This is a genomic window from Pseudarthrobacter sp. NPDC059871 (assembly GCF_042731175.1).
Classification (GTDB): domain Bacteria; phylum Actinomycetota; class Actinomycetes; order Actinomycetales; family Micrococcaceae; genus Arthrobacter.
Genome location: NZ_JBHWJV010000013.1, coordinates 96,444 through 114,142, shown reverse-complemented (window position 1 = coordinate 114,142; position 17,699 = coordinate 96,444). Strand labels below are relative to the sequence as shown.

The 17,699-nt window shown below is 66.4% G+C and carries 18 protein-coding genes; 3 read left to right on the top strand and 15 right to left on the bottom strand.

Annotated features, from left to right (window positions below):
• Positions 1 to 199: 199 nt before the first annotated feature.
• Positions 200 to 823, top strand: a complete 624-nt coding sequence (locus ACFV4R_RS17445) for a class I SAM-dependent methyltransferase (protein WP_377203731.1) — start codon at positions 200 to 202, stop codon at positions 821 to 823.
• Here ACFV4R_RS17445 and dapF read toward each other — a convergent pair.
• The 6 genes from dapF to ACFV4R_RS17415 all read right to left on the bottom strand — a co-directional run bounded on the left by dapF (position 795) and on the right by ACFV4R_RS17415 (position 6,486).
• Positions 795 to 1,739, bottom strand: coding sequence for a diaminopimelate epimerase (gene dapF, locus ACFV4R_RS17440; RefSeq protein WP_377203730.1), 945 nt, complete (start codon positions 1,737 to 1,739; stop codon positions 795 to 797). The two genes, ACFV4R_RS17445 and dapF, sit on opposite strands and share 29 nt — an antisense overlap.
• Positions 1,740 to 1,810: 71 nt before the next feature.
• Positions 1,811 to 2,710, bottom strand: coding sequence for a tRNA (adenosine(37)-N6)-dimethylallyltransferase MiaA (miaA, locus tag ACFV4R_RS17435; RefSeq protein ID WP_377203729.1), 900 nt, complete (start codon positions 2,708 to 2,710; stop codon positions 1,811 to 1,813).
• 3 nt (positions 2,711 to 2,713) lie between these two features.
• A complete protein-coding gene (gene miaB / locus ACFV4R_RS17430) occupies positions 2,714 to 4,267 on the bottom strand; it encodes a tRNA (N6-isopentenyl adenosine(37)-C2)-methylthiotransferase MiaB (RefSeq protein ID WP_377203728.1) in 1,554 nt (517 codons plus the stop codon).
• Positions 4,268 to 4,372: 105 nt separating this feature from the next.
• Complete coding sequence (locus ACFV4R_RS17425; RefSeq protein WP_377203727.1) at positions 4,373 to 4,855, bottom strand: regulatory protein RecX; 483 nt, start codon at positions 4,853 to 4,855, stop codon at positions 4,373 to 4,375.
• A 150-nt stretch (positions 4,856 to 5,005) separates the two neighbouring features.
• Complete coding sequence (gene recA / locus ACFV4R_RS17420; protein ID WP_056083303.1) at positions 5,006 to 6,064, bottom strand: recombinase RecA; 1,059 nt, start codon at positions 6,062 to 6,064, stop codon at positions 5,006 to 5,008.
• Between the two features lie 197 nt (positions 6,065 to 6,261).
• Positions 6,262 to 6,486, bottom strand: a complete 225-nt coding sequence (locus ACFV4R_RS17415) for a DUF3046 domain-containing protein (protein WP_091719332.1) — start codon at positions 6,484 to 6,486, stop codon at positions 6,262 to 6,264.
• Positions 6,487 to 6,526: 40 nt separating this feature from the next.
• On the opposite strand from ACFV4R_RS17415, the gene ACFV4R_RS17410 reads away from it, so the two are divergent.
• Entirely contained in the window at positions 6,527 to 7,051 is a 525-nt protein-coding gene (locus tag ACFV4R_RS17410) for a MarR family winged helix-turn-helix transcriptional regulator (RefSeq protein ID WP_377203726.1), read from the top strand.
• Between the two features lie 92 nt (positions 7,052 to 7,143).
• Here ACFV4R_RS17410 and ACFV4R_RS17405 read toward each other — a convergent pair whose 3' ends face one another.
• From ACFV4R_RS17405 to ACFV4R_RS17375, 7 genes are all read right to left on the bottom strand, one after another.
• On the bottom strand, positions 7,144 to 7,584 hold the full coding sequence (locus tag ACFV4R_RS17405) for a helix-turn-helix domain-containing protein (protein ID WP_045730345.1): 441 nt from the start codon (positions 7,582 to 7,584) through the stop codon (positions 7,144 to 7,146).
• A 105-nt stretch (positions 7,585 to 7,689) separates the two neighbouring features.
• Positions 7,690 to 8,250 carry a CinA family protein gene (locus ACFV4R_RS17400; protein ID WP_377203725.1) on the bottom strand — a complete coding sequence of 187 codons (561 nt, stop codon included), beginning with the start codon at positions 8,248 to 8,250 and terminating at the stop codon, positions 7,690 to 7,692.
• Positions 8,247 to 8,891: a CDP-diacylglycerol--glycerol-3-phosphate 3-phosphatidyltransferase gene (gene pgsA / locus ACFV4R_RS17395; RefSeq protein WP_377203724.1), complete on the bottom strand. Its 645-nt coding sequence runs from the start codon at positions 8,889 to 8,891 to the stop codon at positions 8,247 to 8,249. The genes ACFV4R_RS17400 and pgsA overlap by 4 nt, the downstream gene beginning before the upstream one ends.
• Positions 8,892 to 8,914: 23 nt before the next feature.
• Positions 8,915 to 11,803 (bottom strand): DNA translocase FtsK, encoded by a 2,889-nt coding sequence (locus ACFV4R_RS17390; RefSeq protein ID WP_377203723.1) that lies wholly within the window; start codon positions 11,801 to 11,803, stop codon positions 8,915 to 8,917.
• 153 nt (positions 11,804 to 11,956) lie between these two features.
• The gene (locus tag ACFV4R_RS17385) at positions 11,957 to 13,648 is read right to left on the bottom strand and encodes a ribonuclease J (RefSeq protein WP_377203722.1); all 1,692 of its coding nucleotides are present in this window, start codon (positions 13,646 to 13,648) and stop codon (positions 11,957 to 11,959) included.
• Positions 13,649 to 13,689: 41 nt separating this feature from the next.
• The gene (gene dapA, locus ACFV4R_RS17380; RefSeq protein ID WP_377203721.1) at positions 13,690 to 14,598 is read right to left on the bottom strand and encodes a 4-hydroxy-tetrahydrodipicolinate synthase; all 909 of its coding nucleotides are present in this window, start codon (positions 14,596 to 14,598) and stop codon (positions 13,690 to 13,692) included.
• A 79-nt stretch (positions 14,599 to 14,677) separates the two neighbouring features.
• Complete coding sequence (locus ACFV4R_RS17375; protein WP_377203720.1) at positions 14,678 to 15,055, bottom strand: hypothetical protein; 378 nt, start codon at positions 15,053 to 15,055, stop codon at positions 14,678 to 14,680.
• 122 nt (positions 15,056 to 15,177) lie between these two features.
• Between ACFV4R_RS17375 and ACFV4R_RS17370 the strand changes: the two genes are divergently transcribed.
• Positions 15,178 to 16,413 (top strand): heparan-alpha-glucosaminide N-acetyltransferase domain-containing protein, encoded by a 1,236-nt coding sequence (locus tag ACFV4R_RS17370; protein ID WP_377203719.1) that lies wholly within the window; start codon positions 15,178 to 15,180, stop codon positions 16,411 to 16,413.
• 3 nt (positions 16,414 to 16,416) lie between these two features.
• On the opposite strand, the gene ACFV4R_RS17365 is transcribed toward ACFV4R_RS17370, so the two are convergent.
• Entirely contained in the window at positions 16,417 to 16,896 is a 480-nt protein-coding gene (locus ACFV4R_RS17365) for a hypothetical protein (RefSeq protein ID WP_091719319.1), read from the bottom strand.
• 3 nt (positions 16,897 to 16,899) lie between these two features.
• Positions 16,900 to 17,670: a 4-hydroxy-tetrahydrodipicolinate reductase gene (gene dapB, locus ACFV4R_RS17360; protein ID WP_377203718.1), complete on the bottom strand. Its 771-nt coding sequence runs from the start codon at positions 17,668 to 17,670 to the stop codon at positions 16,900 to 16,902.
• Positions 17,671 to 17,699 lie beyond the last annotated feature (29 nt).

The following is a 17,699-nucleotide window of genomic DNA, read 5'->3' as shown; positions in this document are numbered from 1 at the left end:
CCGGTGCACAAGCGGAAGGCGGAGAGCCTGCGTCGCTGTGGGCAGAATCGCTGGCGGGAGTGGACACCGCGGACAAGGGAGCGGGACGGGCAACTGCCCGTGCCGGCTACTCGAAGATCAAGAACATGCCCTCAAGACTAACAGAGGCGCCATGGCGCGGTTTCCCATTACGCTGCGGGGGGAACTACTCTGGCCAGTTATGGAGTCCGCACACTATTTCAGCGCATCGCCCGCCGGCCCCTTCACCCGGAAACCGCTGACGGTGGAACTCGCCGGGGAAACGCGGACGCTGCAGACCTCGAACGGCATCTTCAGCCCGGACGGAATCGATAAGGGAACCGCCGTGCTGCTGGCGGAGGTACCCGCACCTTCAGCTACCGGCAACCTCCTGGATATCGGCTGTGGCTGGGGCCCCATCGCCCTGACGATGGCGCTGAAGGCACCCCATGCCCGGGTCTACGCCGTGGACGTGAATGAACGTTGCATTGCCCTGACCAACGGGAACGCCGCGGCGCTGGGCCTGTCGAATGTTGCAGCGAGCACGCCGGAGGCCGTTGATCCCGGTGTGCGGTTCGACACCATCTGGTCGAACCCGCCCATCCGGGTCGGCAAGGATGAGCTGCACTCACTGCTGAAACTGTGGCTGCCGCGGCTGGCACCGGGAGGAACGGCCTACCTGGTGGTCCAGAAGAACCTGGGGTCGGATTCGCTGCAGCGCTGGCTGGCGGCAGAACTCGATGCGTCTTTCACAGTGACGCGGGAGTCAACGTCGAAATCGTTCCGCGTACTGAAAGTCAGGAAAGCGTCCCCGACGCCACAATGACGGCCGGGCCGCTGAGCTCCACATGCTCGTGGCCGCCGGGGCCTGCGAAGAACTTGACGCCCACCACTCCGCCCGGAACGTTCACGCGCCAGGCGTCCGGGGCCCCGGCCCCGGCCCAGTGGCGGATTGCGACGGCGGCGGCACAGGCTCCAGTGCCGCAGGACTGTGTCTCCCCCACGCCCCGTTCGTGGACCCGCATGGTGACGGAGCCGATGCCATCGAGGACCAGCGGCTCGGACGGCACCACGAATTCCACGTTGGTTCCATTTGCCGGGACCGGTTCCACGGCAGGGGCGGTGTAGAGGCGGGTTGATTCCAGCTCGGCCAGTTCGGCGAGGGCAACCACGGTATGCGGGTTGCCCATGCTGACTGACAGGGCCGGGCGCGGGACCTCCAGGCCTTCGGCGGTCACCAGCGAGTCCATGGCTTTGGCCGTGGCCTCACCGGGGAAAATGAACTCCCAGGGTCCCATGTCGACTGCATAGCCGTCGGCGGTGCGCACCACAGTCTTCAGGCCGCCGCGGGTGCCAATGGCAAGGGCGCCGCCCACCGGGAGATCGATCAGCCCTTCAGCACGGAGGAAGTGGACGAATACACGGACGCCGTTGCCGCACATTTCAGACAGCGAGCCGTCGCCGTTCCGGTAGTCCATGAACCACTCGGCGTCGGGGTTGGCCGCGAGGATCTCGCGGCCCTCCGGAAGGAACCGTGACGGCACGGCCCGGATCAGGCCATCGCCGCCGATGCCGAGGTGCCGGTTGCACAGGGCAGCCACGTGGCCGGCGTCGATGGTGTGTGCACCCTCCGGATCGGCCACCAGGACGAAGTCGTTACCGGTTCCGTGCCCCTTGGAGAAGCGCAGCCCTGCCAGCGTTTGAAAGGCGGTTCCGGTGGTCTCTGTCAGGGTTGCATCCATGCCGTCAAGCCTACCGGCAGGCCCAACGGCCCCGGAAACCGGAAGGGGTGAGTGCACCGGCCGGGGTCAGGCTACCGGCTGCAAAGGCCTGCGGCCCGGGCCTGCAAATCCGGGTCCTGCCAGTCGATCCACGTGATCCTGGGGTCGGCGCGGAACCAGGTCAGCTGGCGGCGTGCGAACTGCCTGGTGGCGACGACGGTGCTTTCAACAGCCTCGGCTACCGTGGCGGAGCCGTCGAGGACCTGCAGGAACTGCGAGTAGCCCAAGGCACGGCGGGCGGTCTTCCCGGTGCGCAGTCCCAGTCCATCAAGCCGGCGGACTTCAGCCAGCAAGCCGGTGTCCACCATGGCATGCACCCTGGCGGCCAGCCGATCATGCAGCGCCGCGCGGTCAACGGACAAGCCGATCTGGACGGCAGGCTGGAAGTAGTCCCGCCGGGGCATGAAGGAACTGAAGGGCCGGCCGGTGAGCTGATGGACTTCCAGGGCGCGGATGATGCGCCGGTCATCGTTCAAACGTTCGGCCGAAGCCGGGTCCACGTCCTGGAGGCGGGCCCGCAGGGCTGCTGTACCGTGCGCGGCCAGGTCTGCTTCCAGGGTGCGGCGCAGTTCCGGATCGGTCCCGGGAAATTCGAGGACGTCGAGGGCGGCGCGGACGTAAAGGCCGGAGCCGCCCACCAGGATGGCCCGTTTCCCGCGGGCGTGGATGTCCCCGACAAGCTGCCGTGCCTGCTGCTGGAAGTCCGAGACGCTGGCCTCCTGCGTGACGTCGAGGATGTCCAGGAGATGGTGCGGTATGCCCCGGCGCTCGGCCGGGGTGATCTTGGCGGTTCCGATGTCCATGCCGCGATAGAACTGCATGGCATCGGCGTTAATGACCTCGCCGTCCAGCTCGAGTGCCAGGTTGACGGCAAGATCGGATTTTCCGGACCCGGTGGGACCGACGACGGCGATGACGGGCAGGGTGCCCACGGATCAGGAAGTGCGCACGGGCAGTGAGGGCATGCCGAGCGAAACGCCCTTGCGCCCGTCTGCGGTGCCCGGTGCGGGGACACCGCAGGATTCCGCCTGGGACCTGTCCCAGGCGTCACCCGCGCGGGAGCGGCGAAGGCTGTACTCCCCCAGCGCGGGATCCGCGATGAGGTGGAAGGCGCCGGCCTCCGTAATGGTGACGGTGACAAGGTCGCCGGGCCGGGGTGCCGGAGCGCCGGCCGGGACGGAGAAGTGCACCAGCCGCTGGTCCCGTGAACGTCCGGACAGGCGGTGGGTTTCTTCTGCCTTCCGCCCTGACTGCGCGGTGACCATGACCTCAACGCGGCGGCCCAGCTGCTTTCTGTTCTCTTCCGCGGCGATCCTGTCCTGCAGGGCCGTCAGGCGTTCGAAACGTTCCTGCACCACTGCCTTGGGCAGCTGGTCCGGCAGGTCCGCGGCCGGGGTGCCGGGACGCTTGGAGTACTGGAAGGTGAAGGCGGTGGCGAAACGGGACTTTTCCACGACATCCAGCGTGGCCTGGAAGTCCTCTTCGGTTTCGCCGGGGAACCCGACGATGATGTCGGTGGAGATGGCTGCGTGCGGGATCTTCTCCCGGACCTTGTCCAGGATGCCCAGGAACTTCGTGGACCGGTAGGACCGCTTCATGGCCTTCAGGATGCTGTCGGATCCGGACTGCAGGGGCATGTGCAGCTGCGGCATGACGTTGGGAGTCTCTGCCATGGCGTCGATGACGTCGTCCGTGAAGGCTGCGGGATGCGGGCTGGTGAAGCGGACACGCTCCAGGCCCCCGATGTCGCCACAGGCCCTCAAGAGCTTTGAGAACGCCTGGCGGTCCCCGAATTCCACGCCGTACGAGTTCACGTTCTGGCCCAGGAGCGTGACCTCAATGGCGCCGTCGTCCACAAGTGCCTGGATTTCAGCGAGGATGTCCCCCGGCCTGCGGTCCTTTTCCTTGCCACGCAGCGCCGGCACGATGCAGAACGTGCAGGTGTTGTTGCAGCCGACGGAGATGGAGACCCAGCCGGCGTAGACGGAGTCACGCTTGGTGGGGAGTGTGGAGGGGAACACATCCAGGGATTCCAGGATTTCCAGCTGGGCTTCGTTGTTGTGCCGGGCCCGTTCCAGCAGCGCAGGGAGTGCACCGACGTTGTGGGTACCAAAAACGGCATCCACCCACGGGGCCTTTTTCAGGATGGTTTCGCGGTCCTTCTGCGCCAGGCAGCCGCCCACTGCGATCTGCATCCCCGGGTTCGCGGCCTTGACGGGCGCCAGGATTCCAAGGTTTCCGTAGAGTTTGTTGTCCGCGTTCTCGCGCACGGCGCACGTGTTGAAGACCACGACGTCGGCCCGGTCACCGTCCGCGGGGACATAACCGGCGTCCTCGAGCATCCCGGCCATCCGCTCGGAGTCGTGGACGTTCATCTGGCAGCCGAAGGTCCGCACCTGGTAGGTACGGGGCGTGGCTTCGCGTGGCAGGCCTGACACCGGTTCTTCGGTGGGGGCGCCGGAAAAGGGGGAAGGAATGGTCAAACTCACCTGTTAAGGGTACCGGCTGTGCAAGGTTGGGGCTGGCTCCAGGAGTCCCGGGTCTTGCGGGGGCCCGCTATCAGGGCCATGGCAGCTGGTTTGTGGTGCGGCCCGTCAGTCTTCGCCGGGCTGGCCGGACCGGGAGTCCAGGACCTCACCGACGATGCGGAAAGCCTGGGACGGCTGGTAGCCCTTGCGGGCCAGCATCGACGCCAGCCGCCTGGTGGTCTTGTCCCGCTCTGCACGGTCTTCGAGGTCAGTACCGGGGCGAAGCTTGCGTTCGACGAGGGCCCGGGCGGCCTCCTCCTCATCCTGGTCAGAGAGCTGTTCCAGTGCCGCGGCCGCGGATTCCTCGTCGATACCCTTCTCTGCCAGTTCCCGGCGCAGGGCACCCTTCGCCAGCTTGCGTGATTGCGAGCGGCTGCGGACCCACATGTTGGCGAACTCAGCGTCATCGATCAGCCGGGCATCCTCGAATTTGTCCAACACCGATTCGGCGACGTCCTCCGGGATATTCCGTTCGGCGAGCTTCCGGGCCAGCTGGAGCCTGCTCTTGGCCGACACTGTGAGCTGCCGGTAGACGATGGTCTGCGCCACGGTAACCGGGTCAGGCTCCCGATCGCCGAATCCCGGTGAATCGGGATCGGCGGAGCGTTCCGTTTCCTGCGGGCCGGCCGAGGAGGCACCGGTTCGCCGGCGGCGGGCCCCTGCGGACCCGCCCCGGCGTTTTTCAAAGCCAATCAACTGCTAGAACCCGTCGACGGCCTTCAGTTTCGGGGAATCCTCTTTGGATTCCGCGTCAGCGGGCTTGACTCCAACGCCCAGCTTTTCCTTGATCAGCCGTTCCAGCTCAGCCGCAAGTTCGGGGTTGTCGCGCAGGAAACGGCGGGAGTTTTCCATGCCCTGGCCCAGCTGGTCACCGTCATAGGTGAACCAGGAGCCGGACTTCTTGATGATGCCGTGCTCCACGCCCATGTCGATGATTCCGCCTTCGCGGGAGATGCCCTGGCCGTAGATGATGTCGAACTCGGCAATCTTGAAGGGCGGAGCCATCTTGTTCTTGACGATCTTCGCCTTGGTCCGGTTACCCACGGAATCGGCACCCTCTTTGAGGGTCTGGATCCGGCGGACGTCGATGCGGACCGACGCGTAGAACTTCAAGGCCTTACCACCGGTGGTGGTTTCGGGAGAACCGAAGAAGACACCGATCTTTTCACGCAGCTGGTTAATGAAGATGGCGGTGGTTTTGGTCTGGCTCAGGCGGCCGGTGATCTTACGCAGCGCCTGGCTCATCAGGCGGGCCTGCAGGCCGACGTGGCTGTCTCCCATGTCGCCTTCGATTTCGGCCCGGGGCACCAGGGCTGCCACGGAGTCGATAACCACGATGTCCAGCGAGCCTGAGCCGACCAGCATGTCCATGATCTCCAGCGCCTGCTCGCCGGTATCCGGCTGCGATACGAGGAGGGCGTCCGTGTCCACGCCAAGCTTGGCCGCGTAGTCCGGGTCCAGGGCGTGCTCAGCGTCGATGAAGGCAGCGATGCCGCCGGCACGCTGGGCGCTGGCCACGGCGTGCAGGGCGACGGTGGTCTTACCGGACGATTCCGGACCGTAGATTTCGATGACACGGCCGCGGGGAAGTCCGCCAATTCCCAGGGCGACGTCCAGGGCGATGGAGCCTGTGGGAATGACTTCGATAGGGGCACGGACTTCGTCGCCCAGGCGCATGACAGAGCCCTTGCCGAACTGCTTGTCAATCTGGGCCAGTGCTGCTTCCAGCGCTTTTGCACGATCCGGGGCTGCCGCCATGGTTGACACCTCTAATGCTTTCTCGATGGTGGCCTTCGCGGCCGTTTATTGGTCATCTCTGACGCTAAGGGGACCCACTGACATTCCGGCCGGATGACAACGGCTATGTGGATAACCCGCTGTAAAAATCATAGCCATATCCGAACAGGTATTCGAACAGCTTCCCGGCGTGTCAGCCGAAAAACCGGGCACGGCTGCTAGTCGCGGCGCGGTTTAACGTCCCTGCCGAGCCGCCGCTCCGCGGGCACGTCCTGGACGTCGCACAGGGCGAGCCACACCCTGCGGGGCTCCACGCCGGCGGCCAGGGCCTGGTCTGCGGTCCTGCCGCCCACGCCGGACAGGACCAGCGTGCTGCTCAGGACGCGGGAATAGCCCGCACCGAACTCGTCATCCATCAGCCGCCAGTAGTCGCTCAATCGCATCGGAAGATTCTCTCATGCGCCGGACCCTAGAATTGTTGCCATGAGCAACTCCCCCGACGCCCTGCCGGGCAGCACTCCGACCGAAAACACCGTGGACTCCGCGCTGCAGAACGTGGAACACCAGATCAGCCTGTTCTGGCGGCGGGCCCGGGCAATCTCCAACCAATTGTCCCGTGAGGTCCACCCGGACATGGAACCGGCCGCCTACGGGCTGCTTTCCGTCATCCGGAAAGAGGGCACCATCCGGCTCACGGATCTCGCCATCAACATCGGCGTGGGCAAGCCGTCGGTCAGCCGCCAGATCGCCTTCCTGGAAGGCCTCGGCCTGGTGTCGAAGCAAGCCGATCCCCTGGACGGCCGGGCGCAGTCCATCAGGCTGACGCCGAAGGGCGAGGAGAAGATGCACGAAGTGCAGGACGCCCGCCGGCAGGTATTCCGGGAACGGCTCGGCGAATGGCCGCTTGGCGACCTCCAGGAGCTGGCACGGTATATGGCGAAGCTCAATGCCACGTACGAACGCGACGGTTTTCCCCAGGACAGCGATTCCGAAGACCCTCGGGCCTAAGGAACCGGTTCGGAACCAAAAAACGACGAAACCCCCGGCCGGTGGCCGGGGGTTTCGTGTGCTCAAAGGACCCGTTACCGGGCGGGCAACCCTTAGCGGGCGCCGGAGAGGAGGCCGGTAGACAGTTCGTCGTTGAGTTCCGTGTTCAGGTCGCGGCCGTAGCGCTGGGAGAATTCCTGCGGAACGGTGTCCGGTACGGCGACGCCTTCGGCGACTGCCACCCGGTCGCTGACCTCGCGGAGCATGCTGGACAACGGAACATCCAGGGCCGAGCAAATCGAGGACAGCAGCTCAGACGATGCTTCCTTCTGTCCACGCTCAACTTCGCTGAGGTAACCAAGGGAGACCCGGGCGCTGTGCGAGACTTCACGGAGCGTGCGCCCCTGACGCTGGCGGACATCGCGCAGGACATCACCAATTTCGTGACGAAGTACAACCATCTTGCGCTCCTTTTGTTCGCTCTTAGCCTGATCGGCGAGGCCCACATCCTTCCAGCGGACAACGCCGTTTACGGATACGGGCTGCTTTACCATCTGTATCGCCTTGCTCCCTCATAAGTCAGGTCCGCCGCCAAGCGGACCGTCGTGGTCATTTCATCCTAGGCGCCTCCGCTCTTCGGAAGCGACACAATGTAATAACTAATCGGTACCGGCTTTTGTTCCCGGCAACTTTACTCCCGGTAACAAGGGGCGCCGCCAGCTCGGCTCCTGCCGGGCCTGATCAGGCGAAAGGGCTTCGATGAGCCGGTCCAGGGCCGCTCCGCAGGCCTGCCCCCGGATTTCGGGGCGCGTCCCCACGAAGTGGTACTCGTAGGCTGCCGCTCCTGCGGCGGTGGCAACGCCGATATAGACAGTGCCAACGGGTTTGCCGTCATGCGCCTCGGGGCCGGCGACGCCGGTGGTGCTGACGCCGATGTCGGCGCCCAGGGCAGTCCGGGCGCCGGCGGCCATGGCACTTGCCACACCGCTGTCCACGGACCCCACCTTGGCGAGGAGGTCGCCGGCGACCTTCAACACGGCTTCCTTGACCGAATTCTGGTAGGCCACCACCCCGCCCTGAAGCATGCCCGAGGCTCCCGGGGTGTCAGCCAGGACGGCTGAAACCATCCCCGCGGTCAGCGACTCTGCGGTGGCCACCGTCTGCCCGGCCTCCAGCGCCTGCCGGACTGCCTCGCCGGCCAGGTGGTGAAGGTTGGTCATGACTGTTCCTGGCCCTGGCTGTCGCGTGCCTGCAGCTTGCCCCTGGCCCGGAGCCTTAGAGCCTCGATGACGTATTCGACGCCGGTCCAGACCGTGATCAGCACCGCGGCGAGCATCACCGCAAACGCCACCCACGTGAGCCAGGGCGCCACTGCCCCCAGCGGCAGGAGGTAGAGGAAGATCGCGGCGGTCTGGACCACGGTCTTGAGCTTGCCGCCCCGGGAGGCCGGGATTACGCCGTAGCGGATCACGAAGAACCTCAGGCCGGTTATTCCCCATTCACGGACCAGGATCACCAGCGTCATCCACCAGGGCAGTTCGCCCAGCACGGACAACATCACCAGTGCGGAGCCGATGAGCAGCTTGTCGGCAATGGGATCGGCGATCTTGCCGAAGTCCGTGACGAGGTTCCGGCTCCTGGCGATGTCGCCGTCGAGCTTGTCCGTATAGATCGCGACGGCGAAGGCCACCACTGCGGCCCAGCGCCAGATCCCGGATTCGCTGTGCAGCCCCGGGGCGTCGGCGATCAGGAACCAGACGAAGAAGGGCACCAGCGCGATGCGGATCATGGTCAGGACGTTGGGTAGGTTCCAGACCCCGGCACGGCCCTTGCCGGCGGCGGTTGCATCAGTGCTAGTCACGTTTCTAGGCTACAGTCCCCGGGCTATCGACCGGTCAGTGACCAGGCGTCCTCGGACCCCTCGTCGTCGTCCCCGTAGCCGCCTGGCGCGGAATCGGAGCCGTCGTAATATTCGACGTTCTGCTTCCGCTGGTCCAGGTCGGCCGCCACCAGGTCCTCGGCGTATCCCCCCTGGGCGATGTTGGCGTTGGCGTTATCGCTCAGGGCAGCAGTCTGCGCATCCGGTGCCGCGGGTGCTTCCTGGCCCTTCATGGCTGCCAGGACGGGCGCAAGGTCGTCCGGCTTGACCAGGACGTCACGGGCCTTTGAGCCTTCGGACGGTCCCACCACGCCCCTGGACTCGAGGAGGTCCATCAGGCGGCCGGCCTTGGCGAAGCCCACCCGCAGCTTGCGCTGCAGCATGGACGTGGAGCCGAACTGGGTGGTGACCACCAGTTCGGTGGCCTGCAGCAGCACCTCGAGGTCGTCCCCGATGTCGTCGTCGATCTGTTTCTTTTCCGCTTCGGGGGCGACGTCGTCGCGGTAGACGGCCTGCAGTTGTCCCTTGACGTGTTCCACCACCTTGTGGATTTCGGACTCGGTGACCCAGGCGCCCTGGACGCGCATGGCTTTCGAGGCGCCCATGGGCAGGAAGAGCGCGTCGCCCTGGCCGATCAGCTTCTCGGCGCCGGGCTGGTCCAGGACAACGCGGGAGTCCGTGACGGAAGACGTGGCAAAGGCCATGCGCGAGGGCACGTTGGCTTTGATCAGGCCGGTGACCACGTCCACGGAGGGCCGCTGGGTGGCCAGCACCAGGTGGATGCCGGCCGCACGGGCCAACTGGGTGATGCGGACGATCGAGTCTTCGACGTCGCGCGGGGCCACCATCATGAGGTCGGCGAGTTCGTCCACGATCACCAGCAGGTACGGGTAGGGACGGATGACGCGCTTGGAGTCCACCGGCGGCTGGACCTTGCCGGCACGGACGGCCTTGTTGAAGTCGTCGATGTGCTTGAAGCCGTAGTTGGCGAGGTCGTCGTAGCGGGCGTCCATTTCGCGGACCACCCACTGGAGGGCCTCGGCGGCCTTCTTCGGGTTGGTGATGATGGGCGTGATGAGGTGCGGAACGCCTTCGTAGGCGGTCAGTTCCACGCGCTTGGGGTCAACCATCACCATGCGCACCTCGTCCGGGGTGGAGCGCATCAGGATGGAGGTGATCATCGAGTTCACGAACGACGACTTACCGGCACCGGTGGCACCAGCCACCAGGAGGTGGGGCATCTTGGCGAGGTTGGCCACCACGTAGCCGCCCTCGACGTCCTTGCCCACGCCCATGACCATCGGGTGGTCCGTCCTGCGGGCGTTCTGGCTGCGCAGCACGTCACCCAGGGAGACAGTTTCACGGTCAGTGTTGGGGATCTCGATGCCGATGGCCGATTTGCCCGGGATGGGGCTGAGGATGCGGACGTCGCTGGAGGCCACGGCGTAGGAGATGTTCTTCGACAGTGCCGTAACGCGTTCCACCTTGGTGCCCGGCGAAAGTTCGATCTCGTAGCGGGTCACAGTGGGGCCCCGGCTGAATCCCGTCACGGTGGCGTCGACGTTGAACTGCGTCAGGGTATCCGTGAGGGCGGCGACGACGGCGTCGTTGGCCTCGGTACGCTCCTTCGGGATGGATCCCGGGGTGAGGAAGTCCGAGGCAGGGAGCGTGTAGGTCACGTCCCCGGCGAGGGAGAGCTGCTCGGTCCGCTGCGGGATGGGCACGGGCGGCGGTGCAGGCGCAACCGGGTTGGCGGGCACCGTAGGTGCGGCAGCCGGTTTCCCGGGAGCGGCTGCGCCGGGGATGACCAGCGGAATGGCCACGGTGGCGTTCTCCGGCGGCGCCGCCTGCTGACCCGTGCCCAGGCCTTGTGCCGCCTTGATCTTTTCGACGGCGATCTCCGCCTGGGTGGGCCGCCGGACGCCGGGCGCGGGCCGCGGCGGCTGTGGCTCGTCGTCGTCGATGACCGCGTGTTCAAAGGCTTCGTCGCCCACGTAGCCCTCGAGGCCGGCGTCGGGTTCTTCGTCCTTGCCGAAGAGGCGCCGCTTTTTCTTCTTGGGCGCGGCCGGCTCCGGCCGGTCCAGGTAGCTGCGGTCGTGGACGTCAGCCTGATCCTGCTCCATCAGGTCGATGCCCATGAGGTGTTCGTAGGCTCCGCGCAGGCGGCGCGGGATGGCCGTGAACGGCGTGGCGGTGATGATGAGCAAGGAGATGAACGCCAGGACTCCGTAGAGGACCGTCGGCACGGCGGGGTGGATGGCTGCCAGGGGGGTTGCAACAAGGAAGCCCAGCATGCCGCCTGCCTGGCGGAGGCCGTCGAAACCGTCGGCGACAGTGGGCTGGCCGCCCAAAATATGCGCCAGGCCGGAGCCTGCGAACGTCATCACCAGGAACCCGATGCCTACCCGGTTGTTGCCCCGGCCGTCCGATGGCACCCGGAAAAGCCGGAAGGCACACACGAAGAGCATGAGGGGCAGCAGCAGGGAGATCCAGCCGAAGGTGCCGTTCACCACCGCGTAGACAGCGTCCGGGAACCACCCGGTCAGGCCCCACCACGCAAAGGTGGCGATGAAGACGCCCAGGGCGAGGTTGAACAGTGCGGCGCCGTCGCGGCGTTCCTCGGCGGGGATGTCGCTGACGTCATGGCCGATGCGCCGGACCCCGCCGCCCACCATGTGCCCCAGCCCCAGCCAGGCACCGCCTACCACCCTCGCCAGCCAGGGCTGGTGGTGTTCGACGGCGGGGAGCTGGCGGGTGCGCGCGGTGCTGGACGAGCCGCCGCGGGGGGTCTTGCCTGCTGATGAGCCGGTTCCGCGGCCTGTGGAGCTGCCGGCTTTGCTGCCGGAACCGCCCCTGCCGGTACCTTTGGGCGCGGAAGTAGTACGTGTGGCCATGCTGATCACGCTACCGGAACTACCACCGTAATCCGGGGATATCGGGCCGCCCGCCCCCGCAATCCAGGTGGGCACCGGATAGGCAAAGGGCCCGGTTCCAGTGGAACCGGGCCCTTTGCCTCCCACGGGGTGGGGTTGGAACTGCTGCGGCGGTCAGGCCTCGAGCACCACGGGGATGATCATCGGCTTGCGGCGCAGCTTGCGGTTCACCCAGGTGCCCACTACCCGGCGGACCACCTGCTGGAGCTGGTGGCTGGTGTGGTCCTTGTTGTTGAGGACCGCTTCCTCCAGCGCAGCGTTGATCTTGGGGATGATGTCGTCGAAGACGGAATCGTCTTCGGCGACGCCGCGGGCGTGGATCTCAGGTCCGGAGACCACCTTGCCAGTGGCGCGGTGGATGACGGTGATGATCGAGATGAAGCCTTCGTCGCCCAGGATGCGCCGGTCCTTGAGGTCGGCGTCGGTGATCTCGCCGACGCTGGAGCCGTCCACGTACACGAAGCCAACTTCCACCTGGCCCACCACGTCCGCGCGGTGATCGTGCAGGTCAATGACGGTTCCGTTGTCCGAGAGGATCACGCTTGCCTCGGGGACCCCGGACTCGATGGCGATCTTGCCGTTGGCCAGCAGGTGGCGGGTCTCACCGTGCACCGGCATGGCATTGAGCGGCTCGAGGATGTTGTAGCAGTACAGCAGTTCACCGGCGGCGGCGTGGCCGGAGACGTGGACCTTGGCGTTGCCCTTGTGGATCACGTCGGCACCCAGCTTGAGCAGGCCGTTGATGATCCTGAACACCGCGTTCTCGTTGCCGGGGATGAGGCTTGAGGCCAGGATGACGGTATCGCCGTCACCCACCACCACGCGGTGGTCACCGTTGGCCATGCGCGAGAGCGCTGCCATGGGTTCGCCCTGGGAACCGGTGGACATCAGGACCACGCGGTTATCCGGAAGGTTGTCGATGTTCTTGATGTCCACGATGAGCCCGGCCGGCACGTCGAGGTAGCCCAGTTTTTCGGCGATGGCCATGTTGCGGACCATGGAGCGGCCAACGAACGCCACCTTGCGGTTGTGCTTGGCTGCGGCGTCCAGGACCTGCTGCACGCGGTGGACGTGGGAGGAGAAGGAGGCCACGATGATGCGCTTGGTGGCCTGGCCGAACAGGCGTTCCAGCGTGGGGCCGATCTCCTTTTCGGCGGTGGTGAAGCCGGGGACGTCAGCGTTGGTGGAGTCGGACATGAACAGGTCCACGCCCTCTTCGCCGAGCTTGGCGAAGTGCCGCAGGTCCGTGATGCGTCCGTCCAGGGGCAGCTGGTCCATCTTGAAGTCGCCCGTGTGCAGCACGGTTCCCCCGGCGGTGCGCAGGAACACGGCCAGGGCGTCCGGGATGGAGTGGTTCACGGCGACGAATTCGCATTCGAACGGGCCGAACTTCTCCACCTGGCCCTCTTCGACCGTGAGCGTGTACGGCCGGATGCGGTGCTCCTGCAGCTTGGCTTCGATCAGTGCGAGGGTCAGCTGTGAACCCACCAGCGGAATGTCGTTGCGGAGCCGCAGCAGGTACGGGACAGCACCGATGTGGTCCTCGTGGCCGTGGGTAAGGACAACGGCCACGATGTCTGCCATCCGGTCCTCGATGTACGAGAAATCAGGCAGGATCAGGTCAACGCCGGGCTGTGTTTCCTCCGGGAAGAGGACGCCGCAGTCGACAATCAGCAGCTTGCCGCCGATTTCGAACACGGTCATGTTCCGGCCGATCTCCCCCAGCCCGCCGAGCGGGACGATGCGGAGCGTGTCCTGCGGCAGGCGCGGAGGTGTGACAAGGCCGGTAAGGGCGGTTTGGGTCATATTGCACTACTTTCCAGGCGGAAGGGTGCCGGTCATCGTCCTCAGGAGTAGACCAGCCCCGCTTCCGCCAAATCCCCGCGGATGGTTTCGATCTCGGCTTCGTCCGGCTCCACGAGGGGCAAACGGACGATCGAGTTGGGCAGGACTCCCTGCCATTTAAGAATCTGCTTGGCGGCCACCGCGCCCTGGACCCTGCTCATGGTGGCGCGCACCACGGGCAGGAGTTCGAAGTTGATCTTCCGGGCGGTGCCGAGGTCATTGGCGTTGACTGCGTCAATGAGCTCACGGAACCGGCGGGTGGCCACATGGGTGGTGACGCCGACGAGGCCTACGGCACCCAGTGCCATCCAGGGCAGGGTCAGTCCGTCGTCGCCGGAGTAGAAGTGGAGGTCCGTCTCGGCCATGACGCGGGCGGCGGCCACCATGTCCGCCTTGGCGTCCTTGACGGCAACGATGTTGGGGTGCTGCGCCAGCCGGATCATGGTCTCGGGTTCAATGGCGATGGAGGACCGGCCGGGAATGTCGTAGAGCATGACGGGGACGTCCACTGCCGAGGCGACGGTCTCGAAGTGGGCCTGGACGCCTGCCTGGCTGGGCTTGTTGTAGTAGGGCGTCACCAGCAGGAGGCCGTCGACGCCGAGGGCTGCAGCCTGCTGGGAAAGGTGGACCGAGTGCGCAGTGTCATTGGTTCCGGTACCTGCGATGATGGCGGCGCGGCCGCCCACGGCGTCTTTGACCGCCCGGAACATGCCAAGGTTCTCTTCGTCCGTCAGGGTGGATGTCTCGCCAGTGGTGCCGGTGACTACCAGGCCGTCGCAGCCGTCGTCCACGAGCTTGCTGGCCAGGGCCGCTGCCTGGTCGTAATCCACGGCGCCGTCCTTGGTGAACGGCGTGACCATAGCGGTCAGGAGCGTACCGAGGGCAGGGATGTGCGCGGAAGAGTCAGCCATGGGAAAAACGTTACCCTGTCCCCCGCTGGTTAGGACAATGCCGCGGGCGTGATGAACGTCAAATTGGGGCTTCCCGGGGTCATGGGGTGCCGCAGTACCGGCCCACGGCCGCCCGGCGGAGTTCCTCGGCCCAGTCCGAAAGACGCTGGGCGGCCCGGACATAGTGGAAGAGCTCCAGCGGCGTCAGGGCGTCCAGGTCCGTTTCGGCCAGGCGGCGGGCAAGCTCGGCACCTTCGGGCTGCGCGGCGAGGCTGACGCCCTCCCGCTCCCACTGGACATCCTCCGAGGGCTTTCCGGCCACGAGTTGGCGGAAGAGGAAGTCGACTACCCCGGGGCTCATGGCCTTCAGGAGGCCCGTTCCCGGTTCGGGGCCTTCCGGCCCGCGTCCGGCGGTACGGCCAGTGGACTCGTGGCGGCCTGGTCCGTAGGCGGGAATCTCCGGCGTTGGCGTCTGCATGCGCTCCATCGTATTCGAACATATATTCGAACACAAGGGTTGCCGCTCAGTCCGCGCGGCTGCCAGGGAGGACTCCCCTGCGTGACAGCAGGCCGCGCCGGCCGTGTGAGACGATTCGGTTCATGACTTCCCGCAACCCGGCCAGGGCACCCCGGAAAACGGCAACCGGCCAGGCTCCGGGACGGCTCTACGGCATCGATGCTGCGCGCGGGATTGCCCTGCTGGGCATGATGGCCACCCATCTGCTCCCCACCTTTGAGTCCAACGCCAGCCTTACCCCCACCTGGATCGGACTGGCATTTTCCGGGCGGGCTGCTGCCCTGTTCGCGGTACTGGCCGGCGTCGGGCTGGCCCTGTCCACCGGTAAGAACAGGCCGCTCGCGGCTGGTGAACTGTCGGCCGCGCGCCGCGGCGTCGCGCTCCGGGCCCTGGTGATCGCCGCCATCGGACTCGGCCTCGGCGGCCTCGAAGTCAACCTGGCCGTCATCCTGGTCCACTACGCGGTCCTGTTCCTGTGCATCCTGCCGTTCCTGGGCATGGGCCTGAAGCAGCTCTGTGCCTGGGCAGCCGGATGGATCGTCGGCTCCCCTGTCCTGGCGTACCTCCTGCGCCCCTGGCTGCTCACGGCGGAGCCGCCCCTGCAGCTTGGCCACAATCCAGGCTGGGAGGACCTGGCAACACCCGCCCGGCTGGTCGCCGATGTGTTCCTCACCGGCTACTACCCGGTGTTCCAGTGGATGTCATACCTCCTCGTGGGGCTCGCCATCGGGCGGCTTGTGCTCAGCAAGGCCCTGGTCCCGGTGGCGCTGCTGGCCGGCGGGACAGTTGTTGCGATCGCCGCGAAGGTGCTGGGCGTGACGGCAATGGAGGACTGGGGCGGGCGTGCCGCGCTGGAGAAGGTCCTCAATGCGCCGGGGTATCCGCTGGACAGCGTCCTGCAGGTGAACCTGACCGGCATCAGGCAGGAGGGGTCATGGTGGTGGCTGGCGTCCGCCGCCCCGCATTCCGGCACCTCCCTGGACCTGCTGCACACCTCCGGAGTGGCAGCGGCGGTCATCGGAGCCTGCCTGCTCCTGGGCCGGTTGGCGGAGTGGGTGGACCTGGACCTGCTGCTTCCGCTGCGCGGTGCCGGCGCCATGACACTCACCCTGTACACGGCCCATGTGTGGGTGGTGTCAGGCTTCTACCTCAAGCCGCTGCCCACCGGCTGGACCGAGGACGGCATGTACTTTGCCCAGGCAGCCGCAGCTGTGGTGGTGGGCATGGCCTTCGTCCTGCTGAAGTGGCGGGGGCCCCTGGAGTGGGTGGGCCATGCGGCCAGCCAGCTGGGCCGAGGGCAGCTTAAACTCCCGCGGTAGGAGCTAGGCGGAGACCTTCCCGCGGAAGAGCCTGCCGGCGTCGCGCATGGACGCTCGGGCCCTCTTCCTGTCGCCGGCGGCATCGTAGGCGCAGCTGAGCCGGAACCAGGACCGCCAGTCGTCGGGTGCGGCTTCCGCTTCAGCCTTGTACTTTTCGAACTCTGCATCGGCCGCTTCCCGGATGATCCGCCCGGCAGGTGTCCTTGGCAGTTCATCCACGGGGAGGCCGCCCTCGGCTTCGAGGACCTTGGCCATCTGCTCCGTCCGGGCACCGAACATCAGCTCGCGGATCAGCGCCCATGCGCCCACGATCGGCAGGACCAGGTAGGCGGCCCCGATGGCCTGCGCCGTGAGGTTGCTGTCTGTGAGGAGCAGGATGGAACGCTGGAGGGACACCACCAGGTAGAACACCAGGAGCAGCGTAACGAGCCCCACCCAGATCTTGGTGCGGTTCTTGCGGAAGCCTGCCAGGAAGCCGTCCATCGCCTAGAAACCCAGGTCCAGGTAGCCGTCCAGCCCCACGGTAAGCCCGGGGTGGGCGGCCACGTTGCGGACGCCGAGCAGGACGCCGGGCATGAAGGACGCGCGGTCGAACGAGTCGTGGCGCAGCGTCAGTTGCTCACCGGCGCTGCCGAGGAGGACTTCCTGGTGCGCCACCAGCCCGCGGAGCCTGACGCTGTGGACGCGTACGCCGTCAACGTCGCAGCCGCGGGCGCCGGCCAGTTCACTGGTCGTGGCGTCGGGGCTTGCAGGCACCTGGGCGGCCTCGCGTTCCGCGGCGATGAGCTGGGCGGTGCGGACGGCGGTTCCGGAAGGGGCGTCCACCTTGTCCGGGTGGTGCAGCTCAATGATCTCCACCGACTCAAAGTACTTGGATGCCTTGGCGGCGAAGGCCGAAGCCAGGACCGATCCCACGGCAAAGTTGGGGGCGATCAGCACGCCGGTTTCCGGGTGCGCTGCCAGCAGGTCTTCGAGCGCGGACAGGCGTCCGGCATCCCAGCCGGTGGTCCCCACAACGGCGTGGATGTTGTTTTCGACGGCGAAGCGGACGTTGGCTTCGGTGCTTTCGGGAACTGTCAGGTCCACAAGGTACTGCGCTCCGGCGGCGGTGACCTGGTCCAGGGAAGCGCCCCGTCCCAGCGCAGCGACAAGTTCCATGTCGGGTGCGGCTTCAACGGCTTTGACGGCTTCGGCGCCCATGCGGCCGTTGGCGCCCAGGATGGCGACGCGCTTGGCTTCGGAGTGTTGTTCGGTCATGCCGTTAACCCTACCGTCGGCCCCCGGGC

Excerpts from the sequence above, each read along its gene's own strand:
- ACFV4R_RS17445 (WP_377203731.1), top strand. The coding sequence starts at position 200 with ATGGAGTCCGCACACTATTTCAGCGCATCGCCCGCCGGCCCCTTCACC.
- dapF (WP_377203730.1), bottom strand. The coding sequence starts at position 1,739 with ATGGATGCAACCCTGACAGAGACCACCGGAACCGCCTTTCAAACGCTG.
- recA (WP_056083303.1), bottom strand. The coding sequence starts at position 6,064 with ATGGCGGCAGCCCCGGATCGTGCAAAAGCGCTGGAAGCAGCACTGGCC.
- ACFV4R_RS17415 (WP_091719332.1), bottom strand. The coding sequence starts at position 6,486 with ATGCGATTGAGCGACTACTGGCGGCTGATGGATGACGAGTTCGGTGCG.
- ACFV4R_RS17410 (WP_377203726.1), top strand. The coding sequence starts at position 6,527 with ATGAGCAACTCCCCCGACGCCCTGCCGGGCAGCACTCCGACCGAAAAC.
- ACFV4R_RS17405 (WP_045730345.1), bottom strand. The coding sequence starts at position 7,584 with ATGGTAAAGCAGCCCGTATCCGTAAACGGCGTTGTCCGCTGGAAGGAT.
- ACFV4R_RS17400 (WP_377203725.1), bottom strand. The coding sequence starts at position 8,250 with ATGACCAACCTTCACCACCTGGCCGGCGAGGCAGTCCGGCAGGCGCTG.
- ACFV4R_RS17390 (WP_377203723.1), bottom strand. The coding sequence starts at position 11,803 with ATGGCCACACGTACTACTTCCGCGCCCAAAGGTACCGGCAGGGGCGGT.
- ACFV4R_RS17385 (WP_377203722.1), bottom strand. The coding sequence starts at position 13,648 with ATGACCCAAACCGCCCTTACCGGCCTTGTCACACCTCCGCGCCTGCCG.
- dapA (WP_377203721.1), bottom strand. The coding sequence starts at position 14,598 with ATGGCTGACTCTTCCGCGCACATCCCTGCCCTCGGTACGCTCCTGACC.
- ACFV4R_RS17375 (WP_377203720.1), bottom strand. The coding sequence starts at position 15,055 with ATGCAGACGCCAACGCCGGAGATTCCCGCCTACGGACCAGGCCGCCAC.
- ACFV4R_RS17370 (WP_377203719.1), top strand. The coding sequence starts at position 15,178 with ATGACTTCCCGCAACCCGGCCAGGGCACCCCGGAAAACGGCAACCGGC.
- ACFV4R_RS17365 (WP_091719319.1), bottom strand. The coding sequence starts at position 16,896 with ATGGACGGCTTCCTGGCAGGCTTCCGCAAGAACCGCACCAAGATCTGG.
- dapB (WP_377203718.1), bottom strand. The coding sequence starts at position 17,670 with ATGACCGAACAACACTCCGAAGCCAAGCGCGTCGCCATCCTGGGCGCC.